Consider the following 16,150-nt stretch of genomic DNA (forward strand, 5'->3'; position numbering starts at 1 on the left):
AGCAGGGTCTGTGCCATGACATCCGCACCGCCTCCCGCTCCCCCGTCGGCGGACCCGCCGGCGGCCGCGTACGCCCCGCCGCCCGGGCCCCCGGTGCGGCCGCCGCTGCGGCGCAGCCGCAGCGACAAGGTCATCGGCGGCGTTGCCGGCGGCCTGGCCGACTACAGCGGCATCGACGCGCTGCTGTGGCGGGTCGGCCTGGTCGCGCTGGCCCTGGCCGGCCCCGGCGTCCCCGTCTACCTGCTCCTCTGGCTGCTCATGCCGGCCGGCCCGGCCGGTGCGGCCGTCGCCCGGGCCCCACGGGCCACCGGGCCGCGGTCGCCGGTGCCCGGGCTGACGCTGGCCGGGCTGCTCATCGTCGTCGGCTCGCTGGTCCTGATCAGCCGGCTCACCGACTGGGACGTCGGTCCGCGGATCGTCCTGGGCACCGGGCTGCTGGTCGTCGGCCTCGGCCTGGTCGCCGCCGCCTTCTCCGGCGGGCGCACGGCCAGGGGCGGCCTGATCACGCTCGGCGTCGTCCTCTCGGTCGCGCTGGTCGCGGTCGCCGCCGAGCCGTGGCGGGCCGTGGAGGACGGCATGGGAGACCGCACCTACAACCCGGCCGATGCGGCCGCCGTCCGACCGGTCTACGACCAGGGGATCGGCAACGCGACGCTGGACCTGACCGACATCGACCTGTCCCGGCTCGACGGCCCCGTCACCACGCGGATCGACGGCGGCGTGGGCGACGTCGAGGTGCTCGTGCCCCGGTCGGCCGACGTCCGGGTCGACGTCAGCAGCGGCGTCGGTGAGGTCGACGTCCTCGACCTGGACTCCGACGGCGGCTTCTCCCGCGGCACCGGCTCTGCGGCCTGGACCGGTGACGGGCAGCCCGAGATCGAACTGACCATCGACGCCGGCATCGGCGACGTGGAGGTGCGTCGTGCCTGACTACAGCGAGTTCCCGACGACCCCGACCGCCTGGCAGGAACAGCAGCTGCGGGACTGGCAGATCGTCACCCCGCTGACCACCGAGGACCCGCCCCGGCCCGAGCGCCGCGGCGTCGACCTCACCGCGCTCGTCCCGGGACTCTTCTTCGTCGTCCTGGCGGTCGTGCTGATGGCCGGCGCGGTGCTGCCGCTCGGCCTGGTCACCGACGGCGGCCTGCTGTGGCTGGTGCTCATCGGTGGCGGTGTGGCGCTGCTCGTGAGCGAACTGCGCCGGGCACGCCGCAGGCGCTGACCCACCGCACCGGGGGGCCCGGGGAGCACAGGCTCCCCGGGCCCCCTCGTGCGTACGCTCCCGTTGATGAACGCCGGTGGGCGCGCCGCGCTGGCCGTCATCACGGTCGGCGGGGCGGCCCTCGTCGGCGTGACGACCCTCCGGCCCCTGCTCGACCCGCTGGCCCAGCAGACGCCGTTGCCCCCGGCCGCGCAGTGGACCGACGCCGGTGTCCCCGTGCCCGCGTCGGCCGGCCGGTGCGCCGCACAGGACCCCGCGGCCTCGGACTCCGTCCGCTGGTGCATGCCCGACGGGACCAGCGTGGCGACGGTCCACCGGTGGTACCGCGACGTGCTGCCGGCGGGTCGCGATGCCGGTGACCTCCGGTGGTGCGTCGAGCAACGCCGGGGGGACGGCAGCCGGCGCGCACTCTGGTCGACCGGCGCCGGGCTGGTCGGGTACGTCCTCCCGGCGCAGCCGCCACGCCCGCCGACGCAGGAGCTTGAGGACCCCGTCGCCATCGTGGTCGTCGTGCTGCCGGGCCAGGCCTGCCACCCCGCCGCCCGGTCCGACCGGGAGCCGACGTGAGCGCCGGCCTGCCCGGCGACTCCGCCGTCGGCGAGGCCGTCCGTCCGGCTGGCTCCGGCGACCGCCGTGCCGGTCCCTGGGGGGTTGCGGCGGTCGGTTTCGTCGTCGTGCTGGGCGTCGCCCTGCGGGTCCACTCCCCCTCCGCGCTGTGGCTCGACGAGGCGATCAGCGTCAACATCTCCGGCCTGCCGCTCCGGGAGGTCCCGGCGGCGCTCCGCCGGGACGGCGCGCCACCGCTGTACGCCCTGGTGCTGTGGGGCTGGGAGCGGGTGGTCGGCACCTCGACCACGGAGGTGCGGTGGCTGTCGTCGCTCCTCGGCGTCGCCGCGCTGCCGGCCGCCGCCCTGGCCGGCGCCCGGCTGGCCGGCAGGTCCGGCGCGGTCGCCGCGCTGCTGCTGCTCGCGGCCTCGCCGTTCGCGGCCTACTACTCGACCGAGGCGCGCATGTACAGCCTTGTCATCCTGCTGGTCCTCTGCGGCTTCCTCGCCCTCGACGGCTACCTGCGCCGACCGGGAGCGGTGCGCGGCGTCCTGGTGGGGCTGACCACGGCGGCACTGGCGCTCACCCACTACTGGTCGTTGTTCCTGCTCGCCGTCGTCGGCGGGGGGCTACTGGCGTCCGCATGGCAGGCGCGCAGCCGGCCGCCCGCCCGCGCCGTCGGGTGGATGGCCGCGGGCGGGGTGCTCTTCCTCCCCTGGCTGCCGTCGTTCCTCTACCAGGTCGCGCACACGGGGACGCCCTGGGGCGCTCCGGCGGGGTTCACCGCGGTGCTGTCGACGGTCGTCGTCTGGGCCGGTGGAGGAAGCCGGCCCTCGACACTGGTGCTGACAGCCGTACTGCTGCTGCTCGCCGGGCTCGGGGCCGCTGCGGTCTCGGCGTCCGGCTCGCGGGTCGAGCTCGACCTCCGTGGGCGACCACCCGGTCGGGCGCTGGCCCTCGCGGTCGGCGCGACCCTCGCGCTGGCCCTGGCGGTGGGCCGGTTCACCGGCGCGGCGTTCGACGCCCGCTACACCAGCGTGGTCCTGCCGCTGTTCCTCCTGGTGGCCGCCGTCGGTGTCGCCCGGCTCCCGCGCGCGATCGGCACGCCGGTCCTCGCGGTCGCCGTCGTGTCCGGGACGGCGAGCGCGGTGCCCGACGTGTACGTCGAACACAAGACCCAGGCCGCGGCGGTCGCCGACGCGCTGCGGGCCCAGGCGCTGCCCGGCGACGTCGTCGTCTACTGCCCCGACCAGCTCGGCCCCGCCACCAGCCGCCTGCTGCCCGGCTCCCTGCGGCAGGAGGTGTACCCGACCGGCGGGTCGCCGGAGCGCGTCGACTGGGTCGACTACGCGCAACGGAACGTGGGCGCCGACCCGGAGGCGTACGGACGCGACCTCTCCGCCCGGGCCGGCGGCAGCGCCGTCTGGCTGGTGTTCCACACCCACTACCGGACGTACGAGGGCCAGTGCGAGGCACTGGCCGGGACCCTGACGGCGCTGCGCGGGGATCCGCTGCCGCTGGTCGAGCCTGACGGGAGGTACTTCGAGTCGGCGCACCTGGTCGGCTGGGCGCCGCTCCGGGCTCCGGGGCCGTAGGGGCCGCTGCCCGCCCGTGGCGGTCAATGCTCCCTCTCGAGGGGACTCGACGCCTCGCCTATCACGTCGAGGAACGTCAGCGCACGCTGCCACAGCAGCTCCGCGGCCTCGGCGTCGTACTCGGCGGGCAGGCTCGGGTCGCTGAACAGGTGACCGCTCCCCGGATAGCTGAAGACCTCGACGGCGCCCCCTACACGCCGGACGTCGCTGACGAAGGCGTCGAGCCACTCGGCCGAGTGCTTCGGGTCGTCCTCGGCGTGGTGGACCTGCACCGGCACGCCGGCCGGCCAGGCCTCGACCCCGAGCACCGCCAGCGGCAGCGCACCGGCGACCAGCAGTGCGCCGCCGCAGGCCCGCTGGGTGGCCACGTACTCGGCCATGCCCGCGCCGTTGGAGAAGCCCGCGACGACCATGCCGTCGGGCAGGCCCGCGACCGCGTCCACGGCCGCCTGCATCAGCGCCGGGAAGCCGACCCAGTCGACGTGCGCCCCGGCCTCCTCGTAGTCGTCGAAGACCCGGCCGTCGTACTGGTCGACGACCAGCACGTCGTGATCGGCGGTCCGGAGGCGGTCGGCGGCGTCGGTGACCCCGGGTCGGACGCCGAGGACGGAGTGGAACAGCGCGATGGATGCCATGCGACGAGCCTGCCGCGCGCTCGGTGACACCGTCCTGTCACCGACTCCTGCCACGATCCGGGCGTGAACCGCACCGACCGGCTGCACGCGCTCACCGAGGAGCTGCGCCGGGCCGGGCCCCGCGGCCGGACGGCGCAGCGCCTGGCCGGGTGGCTGGAGGTGTCCACCCGCACGGTCAAGCGCGACGTGGCCGCGCTGCAGCAGGCCGGCGTCCCGGTCTGGGCGACCGCCGGCCCGGGCGGCGGGTACGTGCTCGACGCCGCCGCCACCCTGCCGCCCGTGAACCTCACCCCGGCGCAGGCGGTCGCGGTGGCCGTGGCGCTGAACGGGGCCGGCGCCGCGCCGTTCGCCGTCGACGGCCGGGCGGCCCTGGAGAAGGTGCTCGACGTGCTGGGGCCCGCGGCCCGCGCCGAGGTGGAGCGGCTGGCCGGCCGCGTGTGGGTGCGCGGGCAGGCGGCGCCCCGACCACGCGCCGCCGCCGTGGTCGAGCAGGCGCTGGCCGACCGCCGGGTCCTCTCCCTGCGCTACCGCGACCGCCACGGGACGACGACCCGGCGGCGGGTGGAGCCCCACCTGCTGGCCCGCACCGGCGAGCACTGGTACCTCGTCGCGTGGTGCCAGGAGCGGGACGCGCCGCGCTGGTTCCGCTGGGACCGCATCGAGGACGCCGCGCTCACCCCCGAGCCCGCGCCACCCCGCGACCCGGCGCTCTTCGGCACCCCGCCGGACGACGCCCGGAGCGTCCGAGGCGAAGCGGGCTGAGTCACCCGAGGAGGCTCGCGGGGAGCAGGTCGAACCCCTCTGCAGCAGCGGCCGCCCTGAGCTGTCGGTCGAAGGCCGCGAACGTCCGGCACTCCGGGACGGCGTCCCGCGCCGCCGATGCGCAGGCCAGCTGGACGGCGTCGTAGGCGCGTAGCCCGTGTACGGCGCACAGGCGCGCTGCACTCTCGAGGACGGCCACCGTCGCCGTCACGGCTGAGAACCTCGGCGGTTCTGCCTCGGTGCCGGACCAGTCGGCCTCGAAGGCCGACGTCAACAGGCGAGCGGCGTCGAGGTGCAGTTCGCCGAGGCGTTGCTTCCGCCAGATGGCGGAGGGCACCTCGACGCGGGCCAGCTGTGCGACGACGAGGGTGGGCAGCTCGCGAACGCGCTCGTGCCCGGGCTCGTCGGCGTAGAGCTTGACCAGTGCGCTGGAGTCGGCGAAGACCGTCACGCCCGGTCGGACGCGACGATGTCGGACAGCTGCGTCCCCCGTCCGGCAGCGGCTCGTGCCGCTGCCACGGCATCAGGGTCCGGACGCCGACGTGCGTGTCCGGTAGGCGCGAGGAGCCCGGCACGGGCCAGCCGCTCACGGATCCGCTCGGCGTCGTCCCCCGCCAGGTCGGGATCGGTCGCCGCGCCGAGGACGGCCACCACGTACTCGTTCATGCTGCGTCCGAGCCGGCCTGCGGCTGCACGCACGCGCTCGACGAGCTCGTCGGTCGTGCGAACGGTCAGCTGAGCCATGCAATCAGGGTAGCAGGCATGCCTGCATGCCGGGCCGGGTCAGAGGGCGCGGTAGTAGCGCACGAGCGGGAGGCCCGTGAACCCGTGCCGCTCGTACAGGGCGCGGGCCGGCGCGTGGCCGTCGTCCCCGCCGGTGCCGATCACGGCGAGCGGCACCCCGCGTGCCCGGATCCCGGTCACCGCGTGCTCCAGCAGCCGGCCCGCGATGCCCGCCCGCTGGTGTGCCGGGGCGACGGCGATCATCTCGACCTCCCCGACCGGGGTGGCGTCCTCCTCCGTCCAGCGGACCGCCACGAAGCCGACCGGGGTGCCGTCGGCGTCGGCGACCCACGCGTCGACGTCCTCCGCGCGGCACACCTCGGCCACCGCGCGGGCCTGCGCGGTCCGCCAGTCCGGGTAGACCAGGCCGTAGACCCGCGGGCCCATGACCGCCTCGAAGCTCGCGAACACGGGCGCCCACGCGTCGAGGGAGAAGGCGACCACCGCGTCGACGTCGGCGTCGGTCAGCGGCCGGATCGCGACGTCCACGGCGCGGATGACACCACGGATCTCAGCGGCGCGTCATTCCCATTCGATGGTGCCCGGCGGCTTGCTGGTCACGTCGAGCACCACGCGGTTGACCTCGGCCACCTCGTTGGTGATCCGGGTGGAGATGCGGGCCAGGACGTCGTAGGGCAGCCGGGTCCAGTCCGCGGTCATCGCGTCCTCGCTGGACACCGGGCGCAGCACGACCGGGTGGCCGTAGGTGCGCCCGTCGCCCTGGACGCCGACCGAGCGGACGTCGGCCAGCAGCACCACCGGGCACTGCCAGATCTCGCGGTCCAGGCCGGCGGCGGTGAGCTCGGCGCGGGCGATCGCGTCGGCCCGCCGCAGCACGTCGAGCCGCTCCTGGGTGACCTCCCCGATGATCCGGATGCCCAGCCCGGGCCCCGGGAACGGCTGGCGCCAGACCAGCGACTCGGGCAGGCCCAGCTGCAGGCCGACCTCGCGCACCTCGTCCTTGAACAGCGTGCGCAGCGGCTCGACGAGGGTGAAGGTGAGGTCCTCGGGCAGGCCGCCGACGTTGTGGTGGCTCTTGATGTTCGCCGTCCCGGTGCCGCCGCCGGACTCGACGACGTCGGGGTAGAGCGTGCCCTGCACGAGGAAGTCGACCGTCTGGCCGTGGGCCTGGGCGTCGTGCACCACGTCGAGCGCGGCCTGCTCGAAGACCCGGATGAACTCCCGGCCGATGGTCTTGCGCTTCTGCTCCGGGTCGCTGATCCCGGCCAGCGCGCCGAGGAACTGCTCGCGGGCGTCGACGACCCGCAGGTCGGCGCCGGTGACGGCGACGAAGTCCCGCTCGATCTGCTCGGTCTCGCCCTCGCGCATCAGGCCGTGGTCGACGTAGACGCAGGTCAGCCGGTCGCCGATGGCGCGCTGCACCAGCGCCGCGGCGACCGCGGAGTCGACCCCGCCGGACAGCGCGCACAGCGCCCGCCGGTCACCCACCTGGGCGCGGATCCGCTCGACCTGTTCCTCGACGACGTTGGCCATCGTCCAGGTCGGCTCCAGCCCGGCGATGTCGAACAGGAAGTGCTCGAGCACCGTCTGCCCGTGCGCGGTGTGCCGGACCTCGGGGTGGAACTGCACGCCGGCGAGCTTGCGGTCGACGTCCTCGAACGCGGCCACCGGCGCACCGGTGGAGGTGGCGGTGACGGTGAAGCCGGGCGGGGCGGCGCTGACGGCGTCCCCGTGGCTCATCCACACCGACTGCTCGACCGGCAGCGCGCCGAACAGCCGGCCCTGCGTGGTGACCGTCAGGGGCGTGCCGCCGTACTCGCGGTCGCCGGTGCGCGCGACGGTGCCGCCGAGCGAGGCGGCCATCGCCTGGAAGCCGTAGCAGATGCCGAACGCCGGGACGCCGGCCCCGAACAGCGTGGGGTCGACCTGCGGGGCGTCCTCGGCGTAGACGCTGGACGGGCCGCCGGACAGGACGATCGCCGCCGGCTTGCGGGCGACGATCTCCTCGGCCGGGACGTCGGAGGGGACGATCTCGGAGTAGACCCCCGCCTCCCGGATCCGCCGCGCGATGAGCTGGGCGTACTGGGCGCCGAAGTCGACGACGAGGACGGTCGGGAAGTCCATCACGACCCGCCGATGCCCTGCTGCCCGGGGGTCCCCTCCCGGGGGGTCCCTCCCCCTATCACGAGGTCGACCCGCTGGAACTCCTTGAGGTCGCGGTAGCCGGTCTTGGCCATCGTCCGCCGCAGCGCGCCAAAGAGGTTGGTGCGGCCGTCGGCGGCCCGCGCGTCGCCCAGGAGGACGTCGTGCAGCGAGCCGGCGGGGGAAACCGGAGCCGACGTCCCGCCGCGGGGCAGCCGGGGGTGCGCGGCCACGGAGTCCCACCACACGCCGCCACCCGGGGCCTCGGCCGCGGCCCGCAGCGGCTCGCCGAGCTGCACGGCGTCCGCGCCGCAGGCCAGCGCACGGGCGATGGCCCCGCTGGTCTCGATCCGGCCGTTGGCGATGACGTGCACGTAGCGGCCGCCGGTCTCGTCGAGGTAGTCGCGGCGAGCGGCCGCGGCGTCGGCGATCGCGCTGGCCAGCGGCAGCCGGATGCCCATGACAGCGTCGGTGGTCGAGTAGCTGTCGGCACCCACGCCGACGATCACGCCGGCCGCACCGGTGCGCATCAGGTGCAGCGCGGTCTGGTAGTTCGCCGCGCCGCCCACGATCACCGGGACGTCGAGGTCGGCGATGAACTCCTTGAGGTTGAGCGCGTCGCCCTGGGCCGTGACGTGCTCCGCGGACACGATGGTGCCCTGGATGACCAGCAGGTCGACCCCCGCGGCGAGCACCGTCGGCGCCAGTGCGACGGTGTGCTGCGGCGAGACGCGGACGGCGGTGGTCACCCCGGCGTCACGCACCTCCTTGATGCGCGCGGTGACCAGGTCGGGCTCGACCGGTCGGCAGTAGACCTCCTGCAGCAGGCCCACGGGGGGCGGGCCGTCGCCGGCCGCCTCACGCAGCCGGCGGTAGAGCGGCGTGGGGTCGTCGTAGCGCGTCCACAGCCCCTCAGCGTTGAGCACCCCCAGACCGCCGGCCTGGCCGACGGCGATGGCGGTCGCCGGGCTGACGACGGCGTCCGAGGGGCTGGTGACCAGCGGGATGTCGAAGCGGAAGGCGTCGATCTGCCAGGCGGTCGAGACGTCGTCCATGTCTCGCGTGCGCCGGGACGGCACGATCGAGACCTCGTCGAGGTCGTACCCCCGGCGGGCGAAGCGGTTGAGGCCGATCTCCACGGTGTCGCGCGCGCTCATGGCTCAGCGCCCCCGGTAGTTGGGGGCCTCGACGGTCATCTGGATGTCGTGCGGGTGGCTCTCCACGAGCCCCGCCGAGGTGATCCGGGTCAGCTGGCCGCGCTCCTGCAGCTCGGCGATGGTCTGCGCCCCCGCGTACCCCATCGAGGCGCGCAGGCCGCCGACGAGCTGGTGGGCCACGCCCGCGAGCGGGCCGCGGTAGGGCACCTGCCCCTCGATGCCCTCGGGGACCAGCTTGTCGTCGGAGAGGACGTCGTCGGCGAAGTAGCGGTCCCGGCTGAAGGACTGGTTGCCGCGCTTCTGCATCGCGCTGAGCGACCCCATGCCGCGGTAGGTCTTGTACTGCTTGCCGTTGACGAAGACGAGCTCGCCCGGCGCCTCCTCGACGCCGGCGAACAGCCCGCCGATCATCACCGTGTCGGCGCCGGCGACCAGCGCCTTGGCGATGTCGCCGGAGTACTGCAGCCCGCCGTCGGCGATCACCGGGACGCCGGCCGGCCTGGCCGCCAGCGCCGCCTCGTAGATCGCGGTGACCTGCGGGACGCCGACACCGGCCACCACCCGGGTGGTGCAGATGGAGCCCGGGCCCACGCCCACCTTGACCGCGTCCACCCCGGCGTCGACGAGCGCCTGCGCGCCGGCGCGGGTGGCGACGTTGCCGCCGACGACCTGCACGCCGAAGTCGCCCCTGACCCGCGCCACCATCTCCAGCACGGCCCGCTGGTGGCCGTGCGCGGTGTCGACGACGAGCACGTCCACGCCGGCGTCCACCAGCAGGCCGGCGCGCTTGTAGGCGTCGTCGCCGACGCCGAGGGCCGCGCCCACCACGAGGCGGCCGTCGGCGTCCTTGGTGGAGTCGGGGTACTGGTCCCGCTTGACGAAGTCCTTGACGGTGATCAGTCCGCGCAGCCGGCCGGCGCCGTCGACCAGCGGCAGCTTCTCGACCTTGTGCCTGCTCAGCAGCTGCAGCGCGGTGTCGGCGTCCACACCGACCGGTGCGGTGACCAGCGGCATCGGCGTCATGACGTCGCGGACGAGGCGGTTCTTGTCGGTCTCGAACCGCATGTCGCGGTTGGTGCAGATGCCGACCAGGACGCCGTCGGCGTCCACCACCGGAGCGCCGGAGATGCGGTAGCGGGCCGACAGCGCGTCGAGCTCGGCGAGGGTGTTGTCCGGGGAGGCGGTCACCGGGTTGGTGACCATGCCGGCCTCGGAGCGCTTGACCAGGTCGACCTGGCCGGCCTGCTCCTCGGCGGCGAGGTTGCGGTGCAGGACGCCGACGCCGCCGACGCGGGCCATCGCGATCGCCATGCGGGCCTCGGTGACGGTGTCCATCGCGCTGGAGAGCAGCGGCACGGCCAGCCGGATGCCGCGGGTCAGCCGGCTGCTGGTGTCCACCTCGGCCGGCACGACGTCGGACGCGCCCGGGATGAGCAGGACGTCGTCGTAGGTCAGTCCGAGCGGCGCGAACTTCGCCGGCAGCTCGGGGACGAACTCATCGGGCTGCATCGGTTGCCGCCACCCCTCCGGTCGGCCGGCGCCCTCCTGGGCGCGCGGGGAGCCGCACCCGATCGTAGGCGGCACCCCGCGGGGCTCTGTGTGATGCCCGTCCGGCCACTACCGTGGCACCCGTGAGTTCTTGGGACGACGCCTCCGGGCCCGACTTCGGGTCCGCCGACCAGCCAGGTCCGCCGCCGCTGACCATGGAGGAACGGGCCGGCGTCCTGGACGACCTCGCCGAACTGGAGGTGTTCCGGACGCTGCTCGAACCGACCGGCATCAAGGGCATCGTCGTCGACTGCCCGGACTGCGACGAGGAGCACCACGTCGACTGGGCCCTGATGCAGGCCAACCTCCGCCAACTGCTCGAGGAGGGGCAGACCGGCCGCCACGAGCCGCCGTTCGACCCCGACCCCGACGACTACGTCAGCTGGGACTACGCCAGCGGCTACGCCGACGGGATCGCCGCGATGGCCGAGCGCGAGGAGCCCGGCGGGGACGGCGGCCGCGCCGGCAAGCACGCCCGCGACGACTGAGACGCGGCCGCTCGGGTCGAACACACGCTGAGCGCCCCCTCCCGCTGCGGGAGGGGGCGCTCGACGTGTGTTCAGCACGGCACCCGAGCCGCGTGTCCTGAGGAGCGAGGGCCCGGAGGGTCCCCCGACGAAGGACGGGCCGGGCTCAGCGCCGGTCGGGTACGGCACCTGGCCGCGGTGCGGTCCGGTAGGACCGCAATGTCACTGCATCATGCCGCGGCGGAAGCCGGTGGCCACCGCCTCGGCGCGGTCCTTGGCGCCCAGCTTGCGGAACAGCCGCCGGGCGTGGGTTTTGATGGTGTCCTCGGACAGGTACAGCTCGCGGCCGATCTGGGCGTTGCTCTTGCCCTGGCTCATGCCGGTGAGCACCTGCATCTCCCGCATCGAGAGGCTCACCGGCGCGGGCTCGCGGACCGTCGAGCGCACCGTGGCCGGCGCGGCGCCGGTCAGCGGGGAGGCGCCGTTCCACGCCGGCGTCCCGTTGGGGTGGCCCGCGTGCGCGCCGACCGAGGCCAGCGGCACCGGCTGCGGCGGGATGGCCGGCGCGGGACCGCGGCCGTCGACCCGCAGGCCGACTCGCGACAGCCCCAGGCCCATCTCCAGCGCGGTCGCGTCCCAGCGCAGGTAGCCGCGCGCACCGGCCGCGACCGCCGCCCGGACGGTCTCACCGTCGTCGGGGGCGCCGAGGACCAGCACCGGCAGCCGCGGGTTCGCCCGCAGCGCCTGGGTGGCCACGGTGAGCCCTGAGTCCGTGGCGCGCTGGGTGCCGATGAGCAGGACGTCGGGCTGGCGCGTGGCCAGCCGGGCCATGAGAGCGGCGGCGTCCCCGACGACCTCGACCCGTCCCACGAACGGCAGTGCCACCAGGCGGCCCGCGATGTCGTCGCGGACCCGCCGGCGCTCGTCGTAGACCCACACGCACGTCGTGCCGTGGCCGGGTCCGCGCATCCTGTCGTCGATCACGCCTGCTCCTCGCTCGCCGACCCCACGTCGTGAGGCCGGGTCCCACCGCCCGGGTGCCCCGGCCGGGTGTCGCTCGGACGTGCGGTCCCCGTCCGGGGACCTGTCGTCGTCGCTCCGGCCGGAACCGGCACCACCGACGGGTGTCCCGCGGCGGTGTTCGGCACGGCCTGCAGCCACCTTGATCGACTACGGGGGGCGGCGACACCCGCTCTCACCCAGCGGGGGGAGAGCGGAGCCGACAAAATGCAGGGTCGCCGCGGGTTTGACCCACAGAGGCCTCGGGCACCGGCCCCCATGCAGCCGGACCGCCCCCTCCGGCTCGCACCGAGCCGAGGAGGACGAATGGCCGACATCCGCCGCCTGCCCACCCCCGTCGCCGAGGTCTGGGACTGGCAGCTGCACGGCGCCTGCCGCGGGGAGAGCACGGCTCTCTTCTTCCACCCGGACGGCGAGCGTGGTCCGGCCCGAGCCCGTCGCCAGGCGGCCGCCAAGGCGGTCTGCGCCCGCTGCCCCGTCGTCGAGTCCTGCCTGAAGCACGCACTGTCGGTACGCGAGCCCTACGGGGTGTGGGGCGGCATGAGCGAGGAGGAGCGGGCCCGGCTGATCGCCGCGGAACCCGCCGCCGTCGCCGCGGGGGTCTAGCGTCACGACGCCGAGAGGGCCGGTCCAGCAGCTGCTGGACCGGCCCTCTCGCGTGTGCGGGGTGAGTGGACGGCGTCCTGGCTCACGGCCGCGGCTCCTGGCTCACGACCAGTGGTGAGCCAGGAGCCGCGGTGATCAGCTCAGCTGATCACCGAGCGGGTCAGCGTCAGTGGCTGTGCCCGTGGCCGTGCGAGTGGCCGTGCGTGTGGTGCCCGGCGCCGGCGTGGTCGTGCTCCTCCTCGGGAGCCTCGACGACGGCGGAGTCGGTGGTCAGCACCATCGCGGCGATCGAGACGGCGTTGCCCAGCGCGGCCTTGGTGACCTTGACCGGGTCGATGACGCCCTGCGCGGCCAGGTCGCCGTACTCGCCGGTCTCGGCGTTGAAGCCCTGACCGGCGCCGGCCTCCCGGACCCGGGCCACGACGACCTGGCCCTCGAAACCGGCGTTGGCGGCGATCCGGACCAGCGGGGCGTCCAGCGCCCGCCGGACCACGCGGGCACCGGTCAGCTCGTCACCGGAGAGATTCAGCGCGTCGACCGCCGCGGCCGCGTGGACCAGCGCCGAGCCACCACCGGGGACGACGCCCTCCTCCACCGCGGCGCGGGTGGCGGCGATGGCGTCCTCGATCCGGTGCTTCTTCTCCTTCATCTCGACCTCGGTGGCCGCGCCGACGCGGATGACGCCGATGCCGCCGGCGAGCTTGGCCAGCCGCTCCTGCAGCTTCTCGCGGTCCCAGTCGGAGTCGGTGGCCTCGATCTCGCGGCGGATCTGCGCGACCCGGTCGCCGATGGCCTCACCGGTGCCGCCGCCGTCGACGATCGTCGTGTCGTCCTTGGTGACGGTGACCCGGCGCGCGGTGCCGAGCACCTCGAGGCCGACCTGGTCGAGCTTGAGGCCGACGTCCTCGCTGACGACCTGGCCGCCGGTGACGACGGCGAGGTCGGTCATGAAGGCCTTGCGGCGGTCGCCGAAGTACGGCGACTTCACCGCGACGACCTTGATCGTTTTGCGGATCGAGTTGACGACGAGGGTGGACAGCGCCTCGCCCTCGACGTCCTCGGCGACGATCAGCAGCGGGCGGCCGCCGGTCGAGAGCACCTTCTCCAGCAGCGGGAGCAGGTCGGCCAGGGCGCTGATCTTGCCGCTGACCAGGAGCACGAGGGCGTCCTCGAGGACGGCCTCCATCGCCTCCTGGTCAGTGACGAAGTACGGCGAGAGGTAGCCCTTGTCGAACTGCACGCCCTCGGTGACGTCGAGCTCGGTGGAGAGGGTGGTGCTCTCCTCGACGGTGATGACGCCGTCCTTGCCGACCTTCTCCATGGCCTGACCGATGAGCTCGCCGACCTCGGCGTCCTGTGCGGAGACGGTCGCGACGCCGGCGATGGCGGCCTGGTCGGCGACCGGGATGGCGACCTCGTCGAGGGCCGTGGCGACCGCGTCGGCGGCGGCGCGCATGCCGGCGCCCAGCGCCGTCGGGCTGGCGCCCGCGGCGACGTTGCGCATGCCCTCGTGCACCAGGGCCTGGGCCAGCACGGTCGCGGTGGTGGTGCCGTCGCCGGCGACGTCATTGGTCTTGGTGGCGACGTTCTTGGCCAGCTGGGCGCCGAGGTTCTCGTACGGGTCCCCGAGCTCGACCTCACGGGCGATGGTCACGCCGTCGTTGGTGATGGTCGGGGCGCCGAACTTCTTGTCGAGGACGACGTTGCGCCCGCGCGGGCCGAGGGTCACCTTGACCGCGTCGGCGAGCTTGTCCACACCGCGCTCGAGCGCGCGGCGGGCGTCCTCGTTGAACTTGATGATCTTGGCCATGGGGCCCTTTCCGATCCGGGAACGACAGGTGGGACGACGACCGCCCCGGGACCCGGTCAGTTCGGGTCGCCGGGGCGGTCGCGTCAGGCTGGGCGGTGCGGCCCCCTGCAGGGGCCCGCGGCGAGCGGGCGAGCCGTGGGGGCAGGGGGTCCTTCTACTTCTCCACGACGGCGAGCAGGTCGCGGGCGGAGAGCACCAGGTACTCCTCGCCGGCGTACTTGACCTCGGTGCCGCCGTACTTCGAGTAGATGACCACGTCGCCGACGGAGACGTCGAGCGGGACGCGGTTGCCGTTGTCGTCGACGCGACCAGGGCCCACGGCCACGACCGTGCCCTCCTGCGGCTTCTCCTTGGCGGTGTCCGGGATGACCAGACCGGAGGCGGTGGTGGTCTCGGCCTCGTTGGCCTGGACCACGACGCGGTCCTCCAGCGGCTTGATGTTGACCTTGGTAGCGGTCGTCACGTCGGTGACGCCCCCTTCGGGATCGGACGGCTGGTGGGTCTTGCTCTGATGCTGTGGCACGGTGCCGGTGCCTGCCGTCGCGGGGGTCAGGCGCCCGTGCCCGTGTCGATTGGCACTCTACCTATGAGAGTGCCAGCCACTCAACCGGGTCCCCGGGGAGGGCGCCGCACCCGTGCGCCACCCTGGTCCCGTGTCCGACGACGCCCTCGCGCAGCTCCACCGGCTACGGACGCCCGAGGGGGTGGCCGCCACCGCGCTCGCCGCCGAGCTGATGGCCCAGGGCCTCGACGTCCTCCCCGCGCTGGCCCGGCTGCGGAGTCGGGTCGGAGCGGAGCACGCCGGCCCGGCCTGGGAGCTGGCGCGGCTGCGGGCGCGGGCCCGACCGGTGTTCGGCGCCGACGCCGACGTCCTGTTCCTCACCGCCGACACCCTCGAGCAGGCCGGCCGTCCGGCGCTGGCCGCGCGGCGGGCGCGGCGACTGCTGTCCGGGGAGGTCGACTCCGCGGCCGACCTCGGCTGCGCCTCGGGCACCGACACGATCGCGCTGGCGCGGGCCGGGGCCACCGTGCTCGCCGTCGACACCGACCCGCTGGCCCGCGAGCTGACCGCCGCGAACGCCGAGGCCCTCGAGGTGGCCGACCGGGTGTGGGTGGTCGCCGGGGACGCCGTCGACCTGGTGGCCGCGGCGCGCGGCGGCGAGGTGGCCGGCTGCGGCGCCGCCGTCCTGGACCCGGCCCGACGGGCCGGTGGACGACGGCAGCTGGACCCCGACCGGTGGTCGCCGCCCTGGTCGACGGTCGCCACCCTGCTGGACCGGGTGCCCCACGCGGTGGTCAAGGTGGCGCCGGGCCTGGACCACGAGCGGGTGCCCGCCGGCGTCGAGGCGGAGTGGGTGTCGGCCGGCGGCTCGATCGTCGAGGCGCTGCTGTGGGGCCGGGCGGTGTCTGTGGCCTGGCGGCGGGCGTCCCTGGTGCGTGGGGACGACGTCCTGGAGCTGACCGCCGACGCCGACCCCGGGCCGGCACCACCCGGGCCGGTGCGTGGTTGGCTGCACGAACCGGACCCGGCGGTGATCCGCTCGGGGCTGGTGTCGCTGGTCGCCGCCGACGTCGGCGCCACGCTGGTCGACCCGACGATCGCCTACCTGACCTCGGACGCGCCGACCGGCTCCCCGTGGGTGTCCTCGTACCGCGTCGACGAGGTGCTGCCCTTCAACCTCAAGAGGCTCAAGGCGCTGCTGCGGACCCGCGGCGTCGGCCGGGTGGTGGTCAAGAAGCGCGGCTCGGCGATCGAACCGGAGACCCTCGCCGGCCGGCTGCGCGGCCCGGGCGCGGGGACGGCGACCGTCGTCGTCACCCGCGTCGCCGGGGCCCCGACCGCCCTGGTGTGCGACCTCTCCGACCGATGAGTCCGTACGGCCGCCCGGGTCCACA

18 protein-coding genes are annotated in these 16,150 nt (G+C 74.8%); 8 read left to right on the forward strand and 10 right to left on the reverse strand.

The features are described from left to right. The first annotated feature begins 15 nt into the window (after positions 1–15). The 4 genes from BLW63_RS12810 to BLW63_RS12825 all read left to right on the forward strand — a co-directional run bounded on the left by BLW63_RS12810 (position 16) and on the right by BLW63_RS12825 (position 3,363). Positions 16–930, forward strand: coding sequence for a PspC domain-containing protein (locus tag BLW63_RS12810; RefSeq protein ID WP_091156543.1), 915 nt, complete (start codon positions 16–18; stop codon positions 928–930). Continuing rightward, positions 923–1,222, forward strand: coding sequence for a hypothetical protein (locus BLW63_RS12815; RefSeq protein WP_091156547.1), 300 nt, complete (start codon positions 923–925; stop codon positions 1,220–1,222). Before BLW63_RS12810 ends, BLW63_RS12815 begins: the two co-directional genes overlap by 8 nt. A 66-nt stretch (positions 1,223–1,288) precedes the next feature. Continuing rightward, positions 1,289–1,789, forward strand: coding sequence for a hypothetical protein (locus BLW63_RS12820; RefSeq protein ID WP_091156552.1), 501 nt, complete (start codon positions 1,289–1,291; stop codon positions 1,787–1,789). Further along, positions 1,786–3,363 (forward strand): glycosyltransferase family 39 protein, encoded by a 1,578-nt coding sequence (locus tag BLW63_RS12825; RefSeq protein ID WP_170856750.1) that lies wholly within the window; start codon positions 1,786–1,788, stop codon positions 3,361–3,363. Before BLW63_RS12820 ends, BLW63_RS12825 begins: the two co-directional genes overlap by 4 nt. Before the next feature lie 23 nt (positions 3,364–3,386). Here BLW63_RS12825 and BLW63_RS12830 read toward each other — a convergent pair whose 3' ends face one another. Then, entirely contained in the window at positions 3,387–3,998 is a 612-nt protein-coding gene (locus BLW63_RS12830; RefSeq protein WP_091156559.1) for a dienelactone hydrolase family protein, read from the reverse strand. A gap of 63 nt (positions 3,999–4,061) precedes the next feature. On the opposite strand from BLW63_RS12830, the gene BLW63_RS12835 reads away from it, so the two are divergent. Then, positions 4,062–4,760: a helix-turn-helix transcriptional regulator gene (locus BLW63_RS12835; protein ID WP_091156562.1), complete on the forward strand. Its 699-nt coding sequence runs from the start codon at positions 4,062–4,064 to the stop codon at positions 4,758–4,760. A 1-nt stretch (position 4,761) separates the two neighbouring features. On the opposite strand, the gene BLW63_RS12840 is transcribed toward BLW63_RS12835, so the two are convergent. The 6 genes from BLW63_RS12840 to guaB are packed head-to-tail and all read right to left on the reverse strand — an operon-like array spanning position 4,762 to position 10,312. Then, positions 4,762–5,211 carry a type II toxin-antitoxin system VapC family toxin gene (locus tag BLW63_RS12840; RefSeq protein WP_091156566.1) on the reverse strand — a complete coding sequence of 150 codons (450 nt, stop codon included), beginning with the start codon at positions 5,209–5,211 and terminating at the stop codon, positions 4,762–4,764. Further along, positions 5,208–5,504, reverse strand: coding sequence for a transcriptional regulator (locus BLW63_RS12845; protein ID WP_091156569.1), 297 nt, complete (start codon positions 5,502–5,504; stop codon positions 5,208–5,210). The genes BLW63_RS12840 and BLW63_RS12845 overlap by 4 nt, the downstream gene beginning before the upstream one ends. A 39-nt stretch (positions 5,505–5,543) precedes the next feature. Beyond that, positions 5,544–6,032, reverse strand: coding sequence for a GNAT family N-acetyltransferase (locus BLW63_RS12850; RefSeq protein WP_091156572.1), 489 nt, complete (start codon positions 6,030–6,032; stop codon positions 5,544–5,546). 33 nt (positions 6,033–6,065) lie between these two features. After that, entirely contained in the window at positions 6,066–7,628 is a 1,563-nt protein-coding gene (gene guaA / locus BLW63_RS12855) for a glutamine-hydrolyzing GMP synthase (protein WP_091156576.1), read from the reverse strand. Continuing rightward, positions 7,628–8,803: a GuaB3 family IMP dehydrogenase-related protein gene (locus BLW63_RS12860; protein ID WP_091156578.1), complete on the reverse strand. Its 1,176-nt coding sequence runs from the start codon at positions 8,801–8,803 to the stop codon at positions 7,628–7,630. Before BLW63_RS12860 ends, guaA begins: the two co-directional genes overlap by 1 nt. Positions 8,804–8,806: 3 nt before the next feature. After that, the gene (gene guaB / locus BLW63_RS12865) at positions 8,807–10,312 is read right to left on the reverse strand and encodes an IMP dehydrogenase (protein ID WP_091156582.1); all 1,506 of its coding nucleotides are present in this window, start codon (positions 10,310–10,312) and stop codon (positions 8,807–8,809) included. A gap of 122 nt (positions 10,313–10,434) precedes the next feature. On the opposite strand from guaB, the gene BLW63_RS12870 reads away from it, so the two are divergent. Continuing rightward, the gene (locus BLW63_RS12870; protein ID WP_091156586.1) at positions 10,435–10,839 is read left to right on the forward strand and encodes a DUF5319 family protein; all 405 of its coding nucleotides are present in this window, start codon (positions 10,435–10,437) and stop codon (positions 10,837–10,839) included. A 201-nt stretch (positions 10,840–11,040) separates the two neighbouring features. Here BLW63_RS12870 and BLW63_RS12875 read toward each other — a convergent pair whose 3' ends face one another. Beyond that, a complete protein-coding gene (locus BLW63_RS12875) occupies positions 11,041–11,802 on the reverse strand; it encodes a response regulator transcription factor (RefSeq protein WP_091156589.1) in 762 nt (253 codons plus the stop codon). A gap of 342 nt (positions 11,803–12,144) precedes the next feature. On the opposite strand from BLW63_RS12875, the gene BLW63_RS12880 reads away from it, so the two are divergent. Then, positions 12,145–12,444, forward strand: a complete 300-nt coding sequence (locus BLW63_RS12880) for a WhiB family transcriptional regulator (RefSeq protein ID WP_091156592.1) — start codon at positions 12,145–12,147, stop codon at positions 12,442–12,444. 166 nt (positions 12,445–12,610) lie between these two features. Here the strand turns inward: BLW63_RS12880 and groL are convergent, their stop codons facing one another. Both groL and groES read right to left on the reverse strand, forming a co-directional pair. After that, positions 12,611–14,254 carry a chaperonin GroEL gene (gene groL, locus BLW63_RS12885; protein ID WP_091156595.1) on the reverse strand — a complete coding sequence of 548 codons (1,644 nt, stop codon included), beginning with the start codon at positions 14,252–14,254 and terminating at the stop codon, positions 12,611–12,613. 154 nt (positions 14,255–14,408) lie between these two features. Next, positions 14,409–14,717 (reverse strand): co-chaperone GroES, encoded by a 309-nt coding sequence (gene groES / locus BLW63_RS12890; RefSeq protein ID WP_089303764.1) that lies wholly within the window; start codon positions 14,715–14,717, stop codon positions 14,409–14,411. A 190-nt stretch (positions 14,718–14,907) separates the two neighbouring features. Between groES and BLW63_RS12895 the strand changes: the two genes are divergently transcribed. Further along, the gene (locus BLW63_RS12895) at positions 14,908–16,125 is read left to right on the forward strand and encodes a THUMP-like domain-containing protein (RefSeq protein WP_091156599.1); all 1,218 of its coding nucleotides are present in this window, start codon (positions 14,908–14,910) and stop codon (positions 16,123–16,125) included. Positions 16,126–16,150: the final 25 nt, after the last annotated feature.

The sequence above is a fragment of the Geodermatophilus africanus genome (genome assembly GCF_900107105.1).
Classification (GTDB): domain Bacteria; phylum Actinomycetota; class Actinomycetes; order Mycobacteriales; family Geodermatophilaceae; genus Geodermatophilus; species Geodermatophilus africanus.